We start from the raw sequence: 17,742 nt of genomic DNA, 5'->3' as shown, positions 1-17,742 counted from the left end.
CTTTCGCGAGCAAGCTCGCTCCCACAGGATTTGTGCCCACATTTGAATCATGAATCAAACGTACTGCGCCGCCGCATAGCCCGAGGCCCAGGCCCATTGGAAGTTGAAGCCGCCCAGGTGCCCGGTGACGTCGAGCACTTCGCCGATGAAGTACAAGCCGGGGCTTTTCAGCGATTCCATGGTCTTGGACGAGACTTCCCGGGTGTCGACGCCGCCCAGGGTCACTTCGGCGGTGCGGTAGCCCTCGGTGCCGGCCGGGACAACGTTCCAGCTCGCCAGCTTCTCGGCGATGTCCGCCAGTTCGGCGTGGGTGTATTGCTTCATAGGCTTGGAGACAAACCAGGTGTCGGCCAGCAGGTTGGCCATCTTCTTGGTGAAGAGCTCGCCGAGCAGGGTCTTCAGTTCGCTGTTGGGGCGTTCGGCCTGCTGCTGTTGCAGCCACTGCGGCACGTCATGGTCGGGCAGCAGGTTGATCTGCACCGTGTCCCCTGGCGTCCAGAACGACGAAATCTGCAGGATCGCCGGGCCGCTCAGGCCGCGATGGGTGAACAGGATGTTCTCGTGAAAACTCTGCTCGTTGCAGCTCACCAGGCAGTCCACCGAGGTGCCGGAGAGCTCGCTGCACAGCGTCTTGAGTTGGTCGGTGATGGTGAAAGGCACCAGGCCGGCGCGGGTCGGCAGCAACTGGTGGCCGAACTGCCGGGCCACTTGATAGCCGAAGCCGGTGGCGCCGAGGGTCGGAATTGACAGCCCGCCGGTGGCGATCACCAGTGATTGGCAGCCGATGGCGCCGAGGGTGGTTTGCAACTGGTAGCCACCTTCGGTCTTGTCGATGTGCTCGATAGAGGTCTCCAGGTGCAGGCTGACGCCGGCCTGGTCGCACTCATCCAGCAGCATGGCGAGGATGTCGCTGGACTTGTTATCGCAGAACAACTGGCCGAGTTTCTTCTCGTGATAAGGCACGTTGTGCTTGGCCACCAGGGCGATGAAATCCCATTGGGTGTAGCGGGCCAGGGCAGATTTGCAGAAGTGCGGGTTCTGCGAGAGGAAGTTGGCCGGTTCGGTGTACAGGTTGGTGAAGTTGCAGCGCCCACCGCCGGACATGAGGATTTTCTTGCCGGCCTTGTTGGCGTGGTCCAGCAACATGACCTGGCGCCCTCGCGCGGCGGCGGTCAACGCGCACATCAGGCCTGCGGCGCCAGCGCCAATGATCACGACTTCGGTAGAGCGCAAAACGGTGTCCTCTGTATGTCTGGGAGCTGGCAGGAGTTTGCTCTTGTGGCGAGGGAGCTTGCTCCCGCTCGAGCGCGAAGCGGTCGCAAAATTAACGAACGCGAACTGTCTGGAGCACCGTGTTCATGGTTTTTTAGGGCTGCTGCGCAGCCCAGCGGGAGCAAGCTCCCTCGCCACAGGGTGAATCGATATCGGTCAGAGGATCCGCACCCGCAACGAGCGGCCCTTGATCTTGCCTTCATTCAGGCGCTTGAGGGCCTGCTTGGCGATGCCGCGTTCCACGGCCACGTAGGCCTGGAAGTCGAAAATCGCGATCTTGCCGACCTGGGCGCCAGGGATGCCGGCCTCGCCGGTCAGGGCGCCGAGGATGTCGCCGGGGCGGACCTTGTCCTTGCGGCCGGCGGCGATGCACAAGGTGCTCATGGCCGGCAGCAGCGGGCCGCCACCCTGGGGCTTGAGATTGTCCAGCTGGTCCCAGTTCAACGGCGCCTTCTGCAGCTGCTCGATGGCCTGGGCGCGGTGGGCTTCGGACGGTGCGACCAGGCTGATGGCGATCCCGGTTTCGCCGGCGCGACCGGTGCGGCCGACGCGGTGGATATGGATTTCCGAATCCCGGGCCAGTTCGACGTTGATCACCATGTCCAGCGCATCGATGTCCAGGCCACGGGCCGCCACGTCGGTGGCCACCAGCACCGAGGTGCTGCGGTTGGCGAACATCGCCAGCACCTGGTCACGGTCGCGCTGCTCCAGGTCGCCGTGCAGGCCGACCGCGGAAATGCCCTTGGACGTCAGATGGTCGACGGTTTCCTGGACCTGCTGCTTGGTGAAGCAGAACGCCACGCAGGACGCCGGGCGGAAATGCGCGAGCACCTTGACCACCGCGTCCATGCGCTCTTCTGGGGCGATCTCGTAGAAGCGCTGCTCGATCTGTGCATCGGAGTGCAGCGCCTCGGCTTTCACCTGCTGCGGGTCACGCATGAACTTGGACGACAATTGCTTGATGCCCACCGGGTAGGTGGCGGAGAACAGCAGCGTCTGGCGGCGTTCCGGGGTCTGCTGGATGATGTCCTCGATGGCGTCGTAGAAGCCCATGTCGAGCATGCGGTCGGCTTCGTCGAGGACCAGCGTGTTGAGGCCGTCGAGCACCAGCGAACCCTTGCGCAGGTGCTGCTGGATACGTCCCGGCGTGCCGACGATGATATGGGCGCCGTGTTCCAGGGAGGCGATCTGCGGGCCGAAGGACACGCCACCGCACAGGGTCAGGACCTTGATGTTGTCCTCGGCGCGAGCCAGGCGGCGGATTTCCTTGGCCACCTGGTCGGCCAGCTCGCGGGTCGGGCACATCACCAGCGCCTGGCAACCGAAGAAGCGCGGGTTGATCGGGTTCAGCAGGCCGATGCCGAAGGCCGCGGTCTTGCCGCTGCCGGTCTTGGCCTGGGCGATCAGGTCCATGCCCTTGAGGATCACCGGCAAGCTCTGCGCCTGGATCGGCGTCATCTGGGCATAACCGAGTGATTCGAGGTTAGCCAGCATGGCGGCGGACAGCGGCAAAGTATTAAAAGCGGTGGCAATGGTGGTCACGGGGCGGGCCTGCAAAACAAAATGTCGCGCAGTGTAGCAGCCTCTTGCCACTTTCTTTGAAAGTTCTGGACGAGCGTGGTTTTCTCAGGACGATCACGACGGTGCTGATTGTTTGTGGCAAGGGACTTATCTGTGGCGAGGGGATTTATCCCCGTTGGGCTGCGAAGCAGCCCCTCAATCTGTCAGCTCGGTGAGTCAGTCTGATCGCGTTCAACCTTCTTGGGGCTGCTTCGCAGCCCAACGGGGATAAATCCCCTCGCCACAAAAGCTCACCGAAGCCACTCAAGCTCGGTTTAATGCTCGATATGCTCATCCGGCCGCTTCACCCGTCGCCCGTCTTCACGAGACAGTTGAGAGAAAATCGTCGCCGCCAGCATCGCCATGATGCCCACCGTCACGAACGTCAACTGGAACGCACCCAACACGGTCTCCACGCCATCGTTGCCCACCTGGGCGGTAAAGCCGCCGAGCAGGGCGCCGGCGCAGGCGACGCCGAGGCTCAGGGACAGTTGCGCCACCACCGACAGCAGGCTGTTGCCGCTGCTGGCGCTGGCGTCGTCCAGGTCGATCAGGGTCACGGTGTTCATCGCAGTGAATTGCAGCGAGTTGATCGCCCCCAGCACCGCCAGTTGCGCGAGCAACAGCCAGTACGGCGTCTGTTCGCTGACCAGGCCCATGCTCGCCAGCATCACGCCCAGGGCCAGGGTGTTGCCGGTCAGCACGATGCGATAGCCCAGGCGCTCGATCAGCGGGCGGGCCACGGACTTGGCGACCATGGCGGCGGCCGCCAGGGGCAGCATGCTCATTCCTGCCTGGGACGGTGAGTACCCCAGGGCCACTTGCAAGAGCAACGGCACCAGGAACGGCAGGGCACCGCTGCCCAGGCGCGCGAACAGGTTGCCCAGGATGCCCACGGCGAAGGTCCGGGTCTTGAACAGCGACGGTGCGAACAGCGGGTTTTCGATGTGCCCGGCCCGCAGCCAGTACGCCGCCAGGCAGGCCATGCCACCGAACAGCAGCAACATGACTCGCAAGTGCGGCAAGTGCAGTTCACCGAGGCCTTCCATGGCAATGGTGATCAGCACCATCGCCGCGCCGAACAGCAGGAAGCCCAGGCCGTCGAACCGCGTGCGCTCGCTGCCGCGCAGGTCGGGAATGAACTTCCACACCGCGTAGCAACCGATCACGCCGACCGGCAGGTTGATGATGAAGATCCAGTGCCAGGTCAGGTACTGCACCATCCAACCGCCCATGGTCGGGCCGATCAGCGGGCCGAGCAGGCCGGGAATGGTGATGAAGCCCATGATCCGCACCAGCTCGGAGCGCGGATACGCCCGCAGCACCACGAGCCGGCCGACCGGCAGCATCAGCGCGCCGCCCAGGCCCTGGATCACCCGGGCGCCGATCAGCATGCTCAACGAACTCGACAGGGCGCACAGCAACGAGCCGAAGCTGAACAGCAGGATCGCGCCGAAGAAGATCTTCTTGGTGCCGAAGCGATCGGCGATCCAGCCCGAGGCCGGGATCAGCAGCGCCACCGTGAGCATGTAGGCGATGATCACACCCTGCATGCGCAGCGGGTTTTCGGCCAGGTCGCTGGCCATGGCGGGCAGGGCGGTGTTGAGGATGGTCCCGTCGAGGGACTGCATGAAGAAAGCGATCGCCACCACCCACGGAAGCCAGCGGGCGGTGGTGGCGTCGAGCGGTGCGCGGTTGGGCATGGGACCTCTTGTATGGAATATTGGAACGGGCGAACACAGCTCTTGTGGCGAGGGGATTTATCCCCGTTGGGCTGCGAAGCAGCCCCCGAATCCGCAGACCCTGCGGGTCAGTTGGATCGTACCGATACTTCTTGGGGTTGCTGTGCAACCCAGCGGGGATAAATCCCCTCGCCACAAATCATCATCTGCACCACAGGTTGGTGGGGGGCTTACAGCGTCAACGTCAACCGCTTCACCAGCGCTCCCGGCAGCAGCATCGAAGCCGTGGCCCGCTGGCTGTAGGTGCTGGCCGAGAGCAGAAGTTCCCGCTCCCGGGTCAGGCCTTCGAGTTGCGAGCCGAGCAGGCTGTAGACGCTGTCGTCGAAGCGCATGGTGCTGACCGGCGCCTGGATCTGGCCGTCCTCCACCCAGAACGTGGCAAACCGGGTCATGCCGGTCAGTCGGGCGGCGGGTTGGTCCGAGTAGTTCAGGTACCAGAGGTTGCTGATGTACAGGCCGGTGCCGAGGCGGGCGAGGATCTCCTGCTGTGCCAACTGGCCTTCGTCCATGACCAGGGCCGTGGGGTATTCGTAGCTGCTCGCGCCATTGGCGGCGAGGCCATATTCGGCGGCGCTGCGGGAGTTGATCAAGCGGGCACTGGCGGTGCCCTGGGCGATCAACGCCAGGTCGTCACGGGGATAGCCTTCGTCGGAAAAGGCCGGGCTCAGGGAGCCGCTGACCTGTTCACGCAAGCCCACGGCAGGGCTGAAAGCGGCTTCGCCGGCATAGAACTTCTGCAAGGGGCTCTGCTTGCTGGCGATCGCCCGGGCCGAGAAACCGCCCCAACTGAGCATGCCCATGATTTCTTCCAGGGCGGCGGGCGCGAGGTAGGCGCGGTATTCGCCGGGCGGCAGCGTACGCAGCGGCCGGCCGAGAAACGCCAGTTGTTCGCGAGCCTGTGCAAAGCGCCGGGCGAACCCTTCGCTGCTCCAGTCATGCCCGGCGTAGCTGGCTTTGACCGCCTGGCCGTTTTCGTGGAACAGGCTGAAATCGAAGTTGAAGCTGTTGGCCTGATGCCAGCCAAAGGCCCCCGACGAACTGGCGAAACCACGGCTGATGGGGCCGGCGGCGTAGATCCCCACCAGGTCCAGGCCTTCGGCGGCGCGGGCGATCTCGGCCACGGCCTGTTCGGTCTCCGGCAACGGATGATCCTGCACGGCGTGGCTTTGCCAGTGGTTGGGGTTGAGCAGCAGGTATGGGTCGCGAGGCAGCAGCGCCAGGGTCTCGCGAAGCTGGTGCAAGCCTTCTTCCAGGCGCTGCCTGTCGGTCTCGGCCTCGCCGGACAAGGTGATCTGCAGGTCGGCATGGCGCCCCTCGTCGATCAGCTTGAAACTGACGTTGGCCTGTTGCACCTGCCCGGCCTGGCGGACCTTGCCATGGTTGAAGCGCACGAAGGCCGAGGACTCGGCAGCGTAGCCGAGGGTGAACTGTTCAGGCTCACGCAGCGCCGCGCGCAGCCAGTCGACCAATGCCTTGAAGGCTTCGGCCTGGTTATTCATGGTAGCCATCAGGCGTCACCTCCGAACACGTCGACGTTGCTGAACACGCAGGCCGGCGAGGCATGCCCGACGCGAATGACCTGGTTCGGTTCGCCCTTGCCACAGTTCGGGGTGCCCAGCACCTGGGCGGTACTGGCATCGCCCACCGCTCGCAGGCTCTTCCAGAACTGCGCGGAGATACCCCGGTAGTTGGGGTTCTTCACCACGCCCTTGAGCTCACCGTTCTCGATCAACTGGCCCCACTCGCAGCCGAACTGGAACTTGTTGCGGGCGTCGTCGATGGACCAGGAACGATTGGTGCGCATCAGTACGCCGTGCTCGATGCCCTGGATCAGTTGCCCCAGGGACTGGTCGCCGGGTTCGATGTTCAAATTGGCCATGCGGTCGATGGGCGGGCGATTCCAGCCGCAGGCGCGGCTGTTGGCGACGCCGGCAAGGCTCGCGCGAAATTGCGACAGCGCGCCACCCAGCGGGCGCAACAGCCGTCCTTCACGGATGAGGAACTGCTTGCTCGCCGGGCTGCCGTCGTCGTCATGGCTGTAGCTGGCCAGTTCTTCGGGAATGTCCGGGTCGAACGTCACGTTCAACAGGCTGGAGCCGTACTGCAAGTGGCCGAAGTCGCTGGCTTTGACGAAGCTGGTGCCGGCGTAGTTGCGCTCGTCTCCGAGGATGCGGTCCAGCTCCAGAGGATGGCCGATGGACTCGTGGATCTGCAGCATCATCTGGTCCGGCATCAGCAGCAGGTCCCGCGGGCCTTGCGGGGTGTTCGGCGCCATCAACAGTTGCAGGGCCTGGTCGGCGATTTTCGGTCCGGCGCCGATCAGGCCGCAGCGGTCGATCACATCGAAGCCACCTTGCTGGCCGAAGTTCTCGCGGCCCAGGGTGCGAGTCTGGCTGTCCTGGCCGTCGAACGCGGTGACATCCAGGGACGGGTAGATGAACCGCTGGGCCTGACGCAATTCGGCGCCGGCGCTGTTGAGGTAGATCTGCTCGACCTGGGTCAGGCCGATGCTGACCTGCCAGTTCACCAGGCGCTCGTCCTGGGGCACCGCCGCCGATTCGGCGCCGAGCAACTGGTAGCAGTCGCTCAGGGGCGGGAACGCCTGGTCGAAATTCGGTGAGAAATAATCGGCCCGGTCGCTGGCCACTGCCTGCTCGCGCAGGTCGAGCAGTGCATGGGGCTTGAGCCGGCGGGCCTGTTGCTCGGCGCGCTCCAGCGCTGCCTGCAAGCCGGCCTGGGACAGGTCGTTGGTGGCGGCATAGGCCTCCACGCCATTGACCCGCGCGGTGAGCATCGCCCCTTCGTCACGGCTCAGGCTGGGCGGTTCGGCGACATTCTTGCGCACCGACAAATGCTGGCCGGACTCGCGCACATAACGCAGGGAAAAGAATTCGGCGCCCGTGCGCAAGGCAGCAAACCGCTGCTTGAGCTGGGGGTGGAAGTCGAACATTCGGGAACCTCCTTGTCTGGACTGGCGCTGCAGCGAGGTGCGACGCATTGATGCGGCGGCTCTAGAGTAGGCCTGGCCGGGGGAGGGATCAAGGAACAAGGAAATTGTGGATGTCAGGCGGTGTGTCAGTCGATAGAGATGCTGGATAGGCCGGCCTCTTCGCGGGCAAGCCCGCTCCCACAGGTTGATCGTGGGTGGGCACAGGATGTGTGTTCACCGTAGATCCCTTGTGGGAGCGAGCTTGCTCGCGAAGGCGGTGTGTCAGTCGATGGAGATGCTGGATAGACCGGCCGCTTCGCGGGCAAGCCCGCTCCCACAGGTTGATCGTTGGCGGGCACAGGATGTGTGTTCACCGTAGATCCCGTGTGGGAGCGAGCTTGCTCGCGAAGGCGGTGTGTCAGTCGATAGAGATGCTGGATAGGCCGGCCTCTTCGCGGACAAGCCCGCTCCCACAGGTTGATCGTGGGTGGGCACAGGATGTGTGTTCACCGTAGATCCCTTGTGGGAGCGGGCTTGCCCGCGAAGGCGGCGCTGGGGGTTACTGCCCGGCTGGCGCCAGTTCACGCAGCGGCTTGCCCTTGACCGGTGCGTCGCCGGCCACGTAGTACGGAGCGGTGCTGCGCGGCAGTGGCTTGCGGCCACGGATCTTGTCGGCGATTTTCTCGGCGATCATGATCGTCGGCGCGTTCAGGTTGCCGGTGGTGATGATCGGCATGATCGAGGCATCGACCACCCGCAGGCCCTGCATGCCATGCACGCGCCCTTCGCCGTCCACCACCGCCATGTCGTCGGTGCCCATCTTGCACGAGCACGACGGGTGGAAGGCGGTTTCGGCGTGTTCGCGGATGAACTGGTCCAGTTGCTCGTCCGTCTGCACCTCGATCCCCGGGCTGATCTCGCGCCCGCGGAACGGGTCCAGCGCCGGCTGCTGCATGATCTCGCGGGTCAGGCGGATGCCGTCGCGAAACTCCTGCCAGTCCTGCTCGGTCGCCATGTAGTTGAACAGGATGCTCGGGTGTTGGCGTGGGTCCTTGGACTTGGCCTGGATCCGACCGCGGCTGGGCGAACGCATCGAGCCCATGTGCGCCTGGAAGCCATGTTCCTTCACACCGTTGCTGCCGTTGTAGTTAATCGCCACCGGCAGGAAGTGATACTGGATGTTCGGCCAATCGAACTCTGGACGAGAGCGGATGAAACCACCGGCCTCGAACTGGTTGCTGGCGCCGATGCCGGTGCCGTTGAACAGCCACTCGGCGCCGATGGCCGGCTGGTTGTACCAGAGCAGCGACGGGTACAGTGAGACCGGCTGGGTGCAAGCGTATTGCAGGTACAGTTCCAGATGGTCCTGCAGGTTTTCACCGACGCCGGGCAGGTCGTGGACCACCGGGATGTCGAGGCTTTCCAGCAGCTTGGCCGGGCCGACGCCGGAGCGTTGGAGGATCTGCGGCGAGGCGATGGCGCCGGAGCACAGCAGCACTTCCTTGCGGGCCCGGGCTTCGACGCGCTCTTCAGCGGCGCCGACCAGGTAGCGCACGCCCACGGCACGCTTGCCTTCGAACACGATCTTGTCGGTCAGGGCGTGGGTGACGATGGTCAGGGTCGAACGCTTCTTGGCGATGTCGAGGTAGCCGCGAGCCGTGCTGGCGCGACGGCCGTTCGGCGTGACGGTGCGGTCCATCGGGCCGAAGCCTTCCTGCTGGTAGCCGTTGAGGTCATCGGTGCGCGGGTAGCCGGCCTGCACGCCGGCCTCGACCATGGCGTGGAACAGCGGGTTGTTGCCAGCCTTGGGCGTGGTCACGCTGACCGGGCCGTCGCCGCCGTGGTAGTCGTTCGGGCCGATGTCCCGGGTTTCGGCTTTCCTGAAATATGGCAGGCAGTCCAGGTAGGTCCAGTCTTCCAGGCCGGGCAGCTTGGCCCAGTTGTCGTAGTCCAGGGCGTTGCCGCGGATGTAGCACATGCCGTTGATCAGCGACGAACCGCCCAGGCCCTTGCCTCGGCCACATTCCATGCGGCGGCCGTTCATGTGCGGCTCGGGATCGGTTTCGTAGGCCCAGTTATAGCGTCGACCTTGCAGTGGGAACGCCAGGGCGGCGGGCATTTGCGTGCGGAAATCCAGGCGATAGTCCGGGCCGCCGGCTTCCAGCAGCAGGACCGTGACGCCTTCGTCTTCGGTCAGGCGGGTGGCCAGGGTGTTACCGGCCGAGCCGGCACCGATGATGATGTAATCGAATTCTTGGGACATGAAAGGCACCCTCTTTTTGAGTTGGGTTCAGGTCGCGCATGCCGGGGTGCCACGTAACCTGTGGCGAGGGGATTTATCCCCGTTCGGCTGCGCAGCAGTCGTAAACCGGCGACTGGACTTGTCTGGAGAACGGAGGGGCTTGGGAAGGGGCTGCTACGCAGCCCCACGGGGATAAATCCCCTCGCCACAACGGCGTTCACTCAAGATCTCGTCTCGGTTCAGAACACCGACGCGTAATCGCCCAGCTCGACCTGTACCGACTTGATGCGCGTGTAGTTGTTCAGCGAGCTGAGGCCGTTCTCGCGGCCCACGCCCGATTGCTTGTAGCCGCCCACCGGCATTTCGGCGGCGGACTCGCCCCAGGCGTTGATCCAGCAGATGCCGGCTTCGAGCTGGTGGATCACGCGGTGGGCGCGGTTCAGGTCGCGGGTCACGACGCCGGCGGCCAGGCCGAAGTCGGTATCGTTGGCGCGGCGGATCACTTCTTCTTCGGTGTCGTAGGCAAGGATGCTCATCACCGGGCCGAAGATCTCTTCACGCACGATGGTCATCTCGTCGGTGCAGTCGGTGAACACGGTCGGGGCGACGAACGCGCCCTTGGCGAATTCGCCTTCGGTCAACCGAGCGCCGCCGCACAGCAGCCGAGCGCCTTCGGCCTTGCCTTTCTCGATGTAGCCCAACACGCTTTCCATATGGGCGAAGCTCACCAGCGGGCCGAAGTTGGTGTTCTCGTCTTCCGGGTTGCCAACGCGGATGCGTGCCACGCGTTCGACGATCTTGGCTTCGAACGCCGCCTTGAGGTGGCTCGGGACGAACACGCGGGTGCCGTTGGTGCAGACTTGGCCGGAACTGTAGAAGTTGGCCATCATCGCGGTGTCGGCGGCGCGATCCAGGTCGGCGTCGTCGAAGATGATCAGCGGCGACTTGCCGCCCAGTTCCATGGTCACGTCCTTGAGCGACGAGCTCGAGGCGCTGGCCATGACTTTCTTGCCGGTGTCGGTGCCGCCGGTGAAGGAAACCTTCTCGATGCGCGGGTGCTCGGTCAGCCAGGTGCCGACTTCACGGCCGCTGCCGGTCAGTACGTTGAACACACCCGCTGGAACGCCGGCCTCGGTGTAGATCTCAGCCAGTTTGAGGGTGGTCAGCGACGTGACTTCGCTCGGCTTGAAGATCATGGCGTTGCCGGCCGCCAGGGCAGGGGCCGACTTCCACAGGGCGATCTGGATCGGGTAGTTCCACGCACCGATACCGGCCACCACGCCCAATGGCTCGCGGCGGGTGTAGACGAACGAAGTGGTGCGCAGCGGCACCTGCTCGCCTTCGATGGCAGGCACCAGGCCGGCGTAGTATTCCAGCACGTCGGCGCCGGTCACGATGTCGACGTAGCGGGTTTCGGAATAGGCCTTGCCGGTGTCGAGGGTTTCCAGGGCCGCCAGTTCATCGTTGCGCTCGCGCAGGATGTCCACGGCCCGGCGCAGGATGCGCGAACGCTGCATGGCGGTCATCGCGGCCCAGACTTTCTGGCCCTTTTCAGCGCTGACCACGGCGCGCTCGACGTCTTCCTTCGTTGCACGCTGCACCAGGGCGAGCACTTCACCGTTGGCAGGGTTGATGGCTTCGAAAGTGGCGTCGCCGCTGGCATCGCTGTAGGCGCCATCGATGTAGAGTTTTTGCAGTTCGAAACGGGCCATAAAATCCTCGCAAGTGCATGAGTGGTTGGCTGCCACCGGGAGCGTGTCGTTTACAGCTGACTACGCGGTTCGGTGACGGTTCAGGAACCGAGCGATTCTGTGTGCTCTGACGTTCCTGCCTTGGCCAGTTGGAAGTCCATGTATTCGTAAGCGATCCGGTGCGCCTGGGCGGTATCGAACGCGTCTCCCGACAACGCCCCGCGCAGCCACAAGCCGTCAATCAGCGCGGCCAGGCCCCGCGCCGCACTGCGGGCCTCATCGAGGGGCAATGCGCGGCGGAACTGGCAACACAGGTTGGAATACAGACGGTGATCGTTGATCCGCTGCAACCTGTGCAGTGACGGGTGATGCATGCTGGTGGCCCAGAAGGCCAGCCAGGTTTTCATGGCCGGGCCATTGACCTGGCTGGCGTCGAAGTTGCCTTCGATGATCACCTGCAGGTGGGCTCGTGGGCTGGAATCCTCGAGCGCCTGGCGTCGCGCGGTGACGTTCTCGCTCAGGACAGTCATCAGGTACTGGGCCGTAGCCGCGATCAGGCCGTTCTTGTCCTGAAAGTAGTGACTGATGATGCCGTTCGAGACACCCGCCAGACGGGCGATCAGCGCGATGCTGGCGTCCCCCATGCCCACCTGATCGACCGCCTGCAACGTGGCTTCGATCAATTGCTGGCGGCGGATGGGTTGCATACCGACCTTGGGCATTGGGTGACTTCTCCTCGGTCTTGATGGGTGAGGAAGAGTCTATTTTGTTTTGATTGAACGTTCAATCAATAAAAAATCGAACGATTTTCGAGAAGCAAGCACTCACGGTCCATAAAGCAAAAACCCTGTGGGAGCGGGCTTGCTCGCGAAGCGCTATGCCGCCACCCAATCGTGACGTAGACACCGCATTCGCGAGCAAGCCCGCTCCCACAGGGTTGAGGCTTAGCCCAGGTTCTTGCCGAGCAGGGCGTGGTACAGCTCGCTGTCACCGAGGATCCCGACCACTTTCTGGTTATCGTGAAGCACCAGTTTGTTGCCGGTCTGGTAGCGGATCTGCAAGGCATCGCGCATGCCGATGTTGGAGTCCACCAGGGTCGGACGGCGGCCCAGTTCTTCCACCGATTGGCCCGGTGCCCAGTTTTGCAGGTCCAGTGCCGCGCCGTTCTGTCGGGCGCCCTTGATGGTGTTGCCTTCGGCCAGGTCGAGCCAGGAGTCGCCGCCCGGGTCCAGGCAGACCGAACCGTTGATGCGCTTGCAGTTGTCCAGGGTGCGCATCAGGCTGCGACCGCAGAGCACGTTGAGCGGGTTGGTGTGGGCAACGAAGGTGCGCACGTAGTCGTCCGCCGGGTTCAGCACGATTTCTTCCGGCTTGCTGTACTGGATGATCTTGCCGTCCTTCATGATCGCGATCCGGGTGCCCAGTTTCAGGGCTTCGTCCAGGTCATGGCTGACGAACACGATGGTCTTTTGCAGTTTGCGTTGCAGTTCCAGCAGTTCGTCCTGCAAACCCTGGCGGATCAGTGGGTCGAGGGCCGAGAACGGTTCGTCCATCAGCAGGATGTCGGCGTCCATCGCCAGGGCGCGGGCCAGGCCGACCCGTTGCTGCATACCGCCGGACAGCTCGTCGGGTTTCTTGTTGCGCCACTGGGTCAGGCCCACCAGCTCGAGTTTTTCATCCACCAGCTTGCGCCGTTCCTTCTCGGGACGGCCCTGCATTTCCAGGCCGAAGCTGATGTTCTCGCGCACGGTCAGCCAAGGCATCAGGGCGAACTTCTGGAACACCATGGCGATGCGCTTGGTGCGCATCATCTTCAGTTCTGCGGGGGAGCAGGAGGCGATGTCGATCTGCCGCCCTTCGTGCTCGACGAACAACTTGCCGCGGCTGACGGTATTCAAGCCGTTGATGCAGCGCAGCAGGCTGGATTTGCCTGAGCCGGAAAGACCCATCAGGACACAGATTTCGCCCTTCTCGATGGACAGGCTGGCCTTCTCCACGCCGACGATCAGGCCGGTCTGCTGCAGGATCTCGGGGCGCGAAAAACCCTTGTCCAAGAGTTCCAGCGCGGCCTTGGGACGGCTGGAGAAAATAACATCGACGTCTTCGAAACGAATGATGCTCATGCGTCACCCCCTACCTTGGCGTCGGGTTGTTTGCAGATTCGGTCGAGCATGATCGCCAGCAATACGATCGCCAGGCCTGCTTCGAAGCCCAGGGCGATATCAGCGGTGTTCAGTGCGTTGACCACGGGTTTGCCCAGGCCATCGGCACCTACCAGTGCGGCGATCACCACCATCGACAACGACAGCATGATGCACTGGGTGATACCGGCCGCGATGCTCGGCATCGCATGGGGCAGTTCGATACGCGACAGGAGCTGGCGACGGGAGCAGCCAAAGGCCTTGCCCGCGTCCATCAATTCTTCCGGAACGTCGCGGATGCCCAGGTAAGTCAGGCGGATGGGCGCGGCAATCGCGAATACCACCGTGGAGATCAGGCCCGGGACCACACCCAGACCGAACAGGGTCAGGGTAGGAATGAGGTAGACGAAGGTCGGTACGGTCTGCATCAGATCGAGTACCGGACGCATCAGGGTGTAGAACATCGGCTTGTGCGCGGCAACAATGCCCAGCGGCACACCGATCACGACGCAGACCAGGGTGGCGAAGAGCACCTGGGCCAGGGTTTCCATGGTTTCCTGCCAGTACCCCAGGTTGAGGATCAGCAGAAAGGAGGCGATGACGAATACGGTGAGGCCCCATTTGCGCTGGATGAAATGCGCCAGCAGGGCTATGAGGCCGATCAAGGCCAGAGGGTTGAACCAGGTCAGCGCAAACGTCACGCCGTGAATCATCGTTTCCAGGAACAGTGCGATGGAGTCGAAGGTGCTGGCGCCAACTTGCGTCAACCATTCGACAAAGCCCGCAATGTACTGGCCTAAAGGTATTTTCTGATCAATGAGCATGGTAGTGAACGTCCGCATGCAAGGGATAAACAGCACGGGCGAGCTAACTCGCCCGGCATAACATGAGCGATTACTGCGCGAGCTTGGCTTTCACGGCCTCCAGGCCAGGTTTACCGTCAATGGTGGTCACGCCAGCGAGCCAGGTATCGAGCACCTGTGGGTTTTTCTTCAGCCAGGCCTTGGCCGCGGCTTCAGGTTTCATCTTGTCGTCCAGGACGTTGCCCATCAGCGAGCTTTCCATGTCGACGGTGAATTCGAGGTTCTTCAGCAGTTGCCCAACGTTGCTGCATTCCTGGCTGTAGCCTTTGCGCGTGTTGGTGGCCACGGTGGCGGCGCCGAAGTCCGGGCCGAAGAAGTCATCGCCGCCGGTCAGGTACTGGATCTTGAAGCGGGTGTTCATCGGGTGCGGTGCCCACCCCAGGAACACCACGTCGGTGCCGCGTTTCGAGGCGCGGTCAACCTGCGAGAGCATGCCGGCTTCGCTCGATTCGACCACTTTGAAACCGGCGTCCTTCAGGCCGAAGGCGTTCTTGTCGATCATGCTCTGGATCAGGCGGTTGCCGTCGTTGCCGGGTTCGATCCCGTAGATCTTGCCGTCCAGTTCCTTCTTGAATTTGGGGATGTCGGCGAAGTCGTGCAGGCCTTTGTCATACAGACCCTGGGGGACGGCGAGGGTGTACTTGGCGCCCTTGAGGTTGGTGCGCACGGTCTCCACGGTGCCGGCATCGCGGTAGGCCTTGATGTCGTTCTCCATGGTCGGCATCCAGTTGCCGAGGAACACGTCCATGTTCTTGCCGTCGGCCAGGGACTTGTAGGTGACCGGTACGGAGATCATGGTGGTCTTGGTCTTGTAGCCCAGGGCTTCGAGTACCACGCTGGTGGTGGCGGTGGTCACGGTGATGTCGGTCCAACCGACGTCGGAAAAGTTAACGGTGCTGCATTGTGCGGGTTCTGCAGCGTTGGCCAGCATCGGAAGACTCAGGATGGCGGCCAACAACAACGGCGTGGAACCTTTCATGGGTGGACTCCTGGTGTTTTATCGGCGGTGTCCTGTCAGGACAGCCGCACGCTTTTTGGATGTTGCGGTTGGCGGCGCGTGGGCACTCTCTGACACGCGGCCTTGCAAACGAGCCGTAACTGATCATGTACCAGCGCAAATCTGACGCCTACAGGGTGGGTCGTATCCAGTACAGGGATGGTCGCATCCAGTGTCGGTGACGTCGTTTACAGATTTTTTCCGCCCCAGGGAGCCGTCTGACACGCAGAAAAACGGCGAAAACGGAGCAAAAGAGCGGCGGCGTTGGCGGGCATGATTGCGTCGGTGTCAGACGTCGGGCACCTGGGCAAAAGCCGGATGATGCGGCCATCCCGGCGTTGAGCGTAGCAGCTCCGTCACCGGACGCTTCGGCGCCCGCACATGCCCGTTCTGGAGACTCTCGGCAATGGCAATCAGCGTGTTCGACCTGTTCAAAATCGGTATCGGCCCGTCCAGTTCCCACACCGTGGGGCCCATGCGTGCGGCGGCGTTGTTTGTCGAGGCGTTGCGGGCCAAGGCCTTGCTGCACGACGTGCGCCGGGTCGAGGTGCAGTTGTACGGTTCGTTGTCGGCCACCGGCATCGGCCACGGCAGCGACAACGCGGTGATCATGGGGCTGATGGGCGAATGGCCCGACGCGATCGATCCGTCGCAAATCGGTACGCGCATCACGCTGCTGCGGGAAACCGAAACCCTGCTGCTCGACGGCCGCCTGCCGGTGCCGTTCATCTGGTCGCGGGACATGCGCCTGATCGACGAGAACCTGCCGTTCCACCCCAACGCGATGACGCTGGTGGCCGAGGGCGACAGCGGCGAGCTGCACCGTGACACCTATTATTCCGTCGGCGGCGGCTTCGTCGTCGACCAGGCCCAGGCGTCCAGTGGCGTCGTGGACCTGGACACCACGCAACTGCCTTACGATTTTTCCAGCGCCGAGGAGTTGCTCGAGCTGTGTCGCACCCACAACCTGCGGGTGGCCGAATTGATGATGGCCAACGAAAAGGTCTGGCGCTCGGAGGAAGAGATTCGCACCGGGCTGATGAAGCTCTGGCGCGCCATGCAGGATTGCGTCGAGCACGGCCTCAAGCATGAAGGCATTCTTCCGGGTGGTTTGAATGTGCGCCGGCGCGCGGCCAAGCTGCACCGCAGCCTGCAAGAGTTGAACAAGCCGAACGTCATCGGCTCGACCCTCAGTGCCATGGAATGGGTCAACCTGTTCGCCCTGGCGGTCAACGAGGAAAACGCCGCCGGCGGGCGCATGGTCACGGCGCCGACCAACGGCGCGGCGGGGATCATCCCGGCGGTGCTGCATTACTTCATGAAATTCAGCGAGGCCGTCACCGACGCCAACGTGGTCGATTACTTCCTCGGGGCGGCGGCGGTGGGGATCCTGTGTAAGAAGAATGCCTCGATCTCCGGTGCCGAAGTCGGCTGCCAGGGCGAAGTGGGTTCGGCTTGCGCCATGGCGGCGGCCGGCCTGGCGGAGATCCTCGGCGCCACGCCGGAGCAATTGTGCAACGCCGCGGAAATCGGCCTGGAGCATAACCTCGGCCTGACCTGCGACCCGGTCGGTGGCCTGGTGCAGGTGCCGTGCATCGAGCGCAATGCAATCGCCGCGGTGAAAGCCATCAACGCCGCACAAATGGCGCTGCGCGGTGACGGCCAGCACTTCATTTCCCTGGACCGGGTGATCCGCACCATGCGCGATACCGGCGCCGACATGCATGACAAATACAAAGAGACTTCGCGCGGTGGCTTGGCGGTGAGCGCGGTGGAGTGCTGATCAGGCACTGTACTTGCCCCTGTTGTTCCTGTGGCGAGGGGATTTAGCGAAACGTCGCACCGCCCCGTTGGGCTGCGAAGCAGCCCCTGATTCAGACGACTCGCTGTATTAGAAAAAACCGAGGGGCCGCTTCGCGACCCAACGGGGATAAATCCCCTCGCCACAAGTGTTCTCAAATCGCTCGAAAAATGAGCAGCAAGACGAAATGCGCCACCTTTTAGCGCGTCGCAAACAGACAAGACACCCCATGACGAACCGGCCCTTGCATCGCGCTCGACCGTTCGTCATCCGCGCCTGTGGTGATACCCCTCGCGCAAGCGGCGCAGCCCAGTTCCCACAAGTGCTACCGAACTGCTCACAGCTCGCTGTGACAGCCGCCTGTCGCCACTGATGGCGCCTGTAACCCATGCCGAACGCGTGCCCTGTGTAGACGGGTTGCGATGTCGTTTTCAGGATTTATTGAATGCATATTCAATTTTAGGCACGGCATTTGCTCTACCCCGATAAAGCCCGTCTCTCGCC

Annotated in this window: 12 protein-coding genes; 1 reads left to right on the top strand and 11 read right to left on the bottom strand. The window is 63.3% G+C overall.

Annotated features, from left to right (window positions below; translation table 11 throughout):
* Window positions 1-54 precede the first annotated feature (54 nt).
* The 11 genes from KI241_RS25275 to KI241_RS25225 form a co-directional block, all read right to left on the bottom strand.
* Window positions 55-1,233, bottom strand: a complete 1,179-nt coding sequence (locus KI241_RS25275) for an NAD(P)/FAD-dependent oxidoreductase (protein ID WP_042729641.1) — start codon at window positions 1,231-1,233, stop codon at window positions 55-57.
* A 195-nt stretch (window positions 1,234-1,428) separates the two neighbouring features.
* Window positions 1,429-2,766, bottom strand: a complete 1,338-nt coding sequence (dbpA, locus tag KI241_RS25270; protein WP_237614145.1) for an ATP-dependent RNA helicase DbpA — start codon at window positions 2,764-2,766, stop codon at window positions 1,429-1,431.
* Window positions 2,767-3,107: 341 nt separating this feature from the next.
* Window positions 3,108-4,535, bottom strand: a complete 1,428-nt coding sequence (mdtD, locus tag KI241_RS25265) for a multidrug transporter subunit MdtD (RefSeq protein ID WP_042729642.1) — start codon at window positions 4,533-4,535, stop codon at window positions 3,108-3,110.
* A 209-nt stretch (window positions 4,536-4,744) separates the two neighbouring features.
* Window positions 4,745-6,082, bottom strand: coding sequence for a TldD/PmbA family protein (locus KI241_RS25260; protein ID WP_123579158.1), 1,338 nt, complete (start codon window positions 6,080-6,082; stop codon window positions 4,745-4,747).
* Entirely contained in the window at window positions 6,082-7,524 is a 1,443-nt protein-coding gene (locus KI241_RS25255; protein WP_042729644.1) for a TldD/PmbA family protein, read from the bottom strand. The genes KI241_RS25260 and KI241_RS25255 overlap by 1 nt, the downstream gene beginning before the upstream one ends.
* Before the next feature lie 538 nt (window positions 7,525-8,062).
* Entirely contained in the window at window positions 8,063-9,766 is a 1,704-nt protein-coding gene (gene betA, locus KI241_RS25250) for a choline dehydrogenase (RefSeq protein ID WP_042729645.1), read from the bottom strand.
* 218 nt (window positions 9,767-9,984) lie between these two features.
* On the bottom strand, window positions 9,985-11,457 hold the full coding sequence (gene betB, locus KI241_RS25245; protein ID WP_123579715.1) for a betaine-aldehyde dehydrogenase: 1,473 nt from the start codon (window positions 11,455-11,457) through the stop codon (window positions 9,985-9,987).
* Between the two features lie 80 nt (window positions 11,458-11,537).
* The gene (gene betI, locus KI241_RS25240; protein WP_042731602.1) at window positions 11,538-12,158 is read right to left on the bottom strand and encodes a transcriptional regulator BetI; all 621 of its coding nucleotides are present in this window, start codon (window positions 12,156-12,158) and stop codon (window positions 11,538-11,540) included.
* Between the two features lie 222 nt (window positions 12,159-12,380).
* Window positions 12,381-13,559: a choline ABC transporter ATP-binding protein gene (choV, locus tag KI241_RS25235; RefSeq protein ID WP_042731603.1), complete on the bottom strand. Its 1,179-nt coding sequence runs from the start codon at window positions 13,557-13,559 to the stop codon at window positions 12,381-12,383.
* Window positions 13,556-14,401, bottom strand: coding sequence for a choline ABC transporter permease subunit (gene choW / locus KI241_RS25230; RefSeq protein WP_042731604.1), 846 nt, complete (start codon window positions 14,399-14,401; stop codon window positions 13,556-13,558). The genes choV and choW overlap by 4 nt, the downstream gene beginning before the upstream one ends.
* Before the next feature lie 70 nt (window positions 14,402-14,471).
* On the bottom strand, window positions 14,472-15,419 hold the full coding sequence (locus KI241_RS25225) for a choline ABC transporter substrate-binding protein (protein ID WP_042731605.1): 948 nt from the start codon (window positions 15,417-15,419) through the stop codon (window positions 14,472-14,474).
* A 424-nt stretch (window positions 15,420-15,843) separates the two neighbouring features.
* Here KI241_RS25225 and KI241_RS25220 point away from each other — a divergent pair, with 424 nt between their 5' ends.
* A complete protein-coding gene (locus KI241_RS25220; RefSeq protein WP_042731606.1) occupies window positions 15,844-17,220 on the top strand; it encodes an L-serine ammonia-lyase in 1,377 nt (458 codons plus the stop codon).
* The last annotated feature ends 522 nt before the right edge of the window (window positions 17,221-17,742 follow it).

Origin of the sequence: Pseudomonas sp. Cab53 (assembly GCF_018325965.1) — a bacterium.
GTDB classification, from domain to species: Bacteria; Pseudomonadota; Gammaproteobacteria; order Pseudomonadales; family Pseudomonadaceae; genus Aquipseudomonas; species Aquipseudomonas chlororaphis_E.
This window is presented reverse-complemented; position numbering and strand designations above follow the sequence as displayed.

Coding starts and splice junctions, on each gene's coding strand:
- dbpA (WP_237614145.1), bottom strand. CDS start 2,766: ATGCTGGCTAACCTCGAATCACTCGGTTATGCCCAGATGACGCCGATC.
- mdtD (WP_042729642.1), bottom strand. CDS start 4,535: ATGCCCAACCGCGCACCGCTCGACGCCACCACCGCCCGCTGGCTTCCG.
- KI241_RS25260 (WP_123579158.1), bottom strand. CDS start 6,082: ATGGCTACCATGAATAACCAGGCCGAAGCCTTCAAGGCATTGGTCGAC.
- KI241_RS25255 (WP_042729644.1), bottom strand. CDS start 7,524: ATGTTCGACTTCCACCCCCAGCTCAAGCAGCGGTTTGCTGCCTTGCGC.
- betA (WP_042729645.1), bottom strand. CDS start 9,766: ATGTCCCAAGAATTCGATTACATCATCATCGGTGCCGGCTCGGCCGGT.
- betB (WP_123579715.1), bottom strand. CDS start 11,457: ATGGCCCGTTTCGAACTGCAAAAACTCTACATCGATGGCGCCTACAGC.
- betI (WP_042731602.1), bottom strand. CDS start 12,158: ATGCCCAAGGTCGGTATGCAACCCATCCGCCGCCAGCAATTGATCGAA.
- choV (WP_042731603.1), bottom strand. CDS start 13,559: ATGAGCATCATTCGTTTCGAAGACGTCGATGTTATTTTCTCCAGCCGT.
- choW (WP_042731604.1), bottom strand. CDS start 14,401: ATGCTCATTGATCAGAAAATACCTTTAGGCCAGTACATTGCGGGCTTT.
- KI241_RS25225 (WP_042731605.1), bottom strand. CDS start 15,419: ATGAAAGGTTCCACGCCGTTGTTGTTGGCCGCCATCCTGAGTCTTCCG.
- KI241_RS25220 (WP_042731606.1), top strand. CDS start 15,844: ATGGCAATCAGCGTGTTCGACCTGTTCAAAATCGGTATCGGCCCGTCC.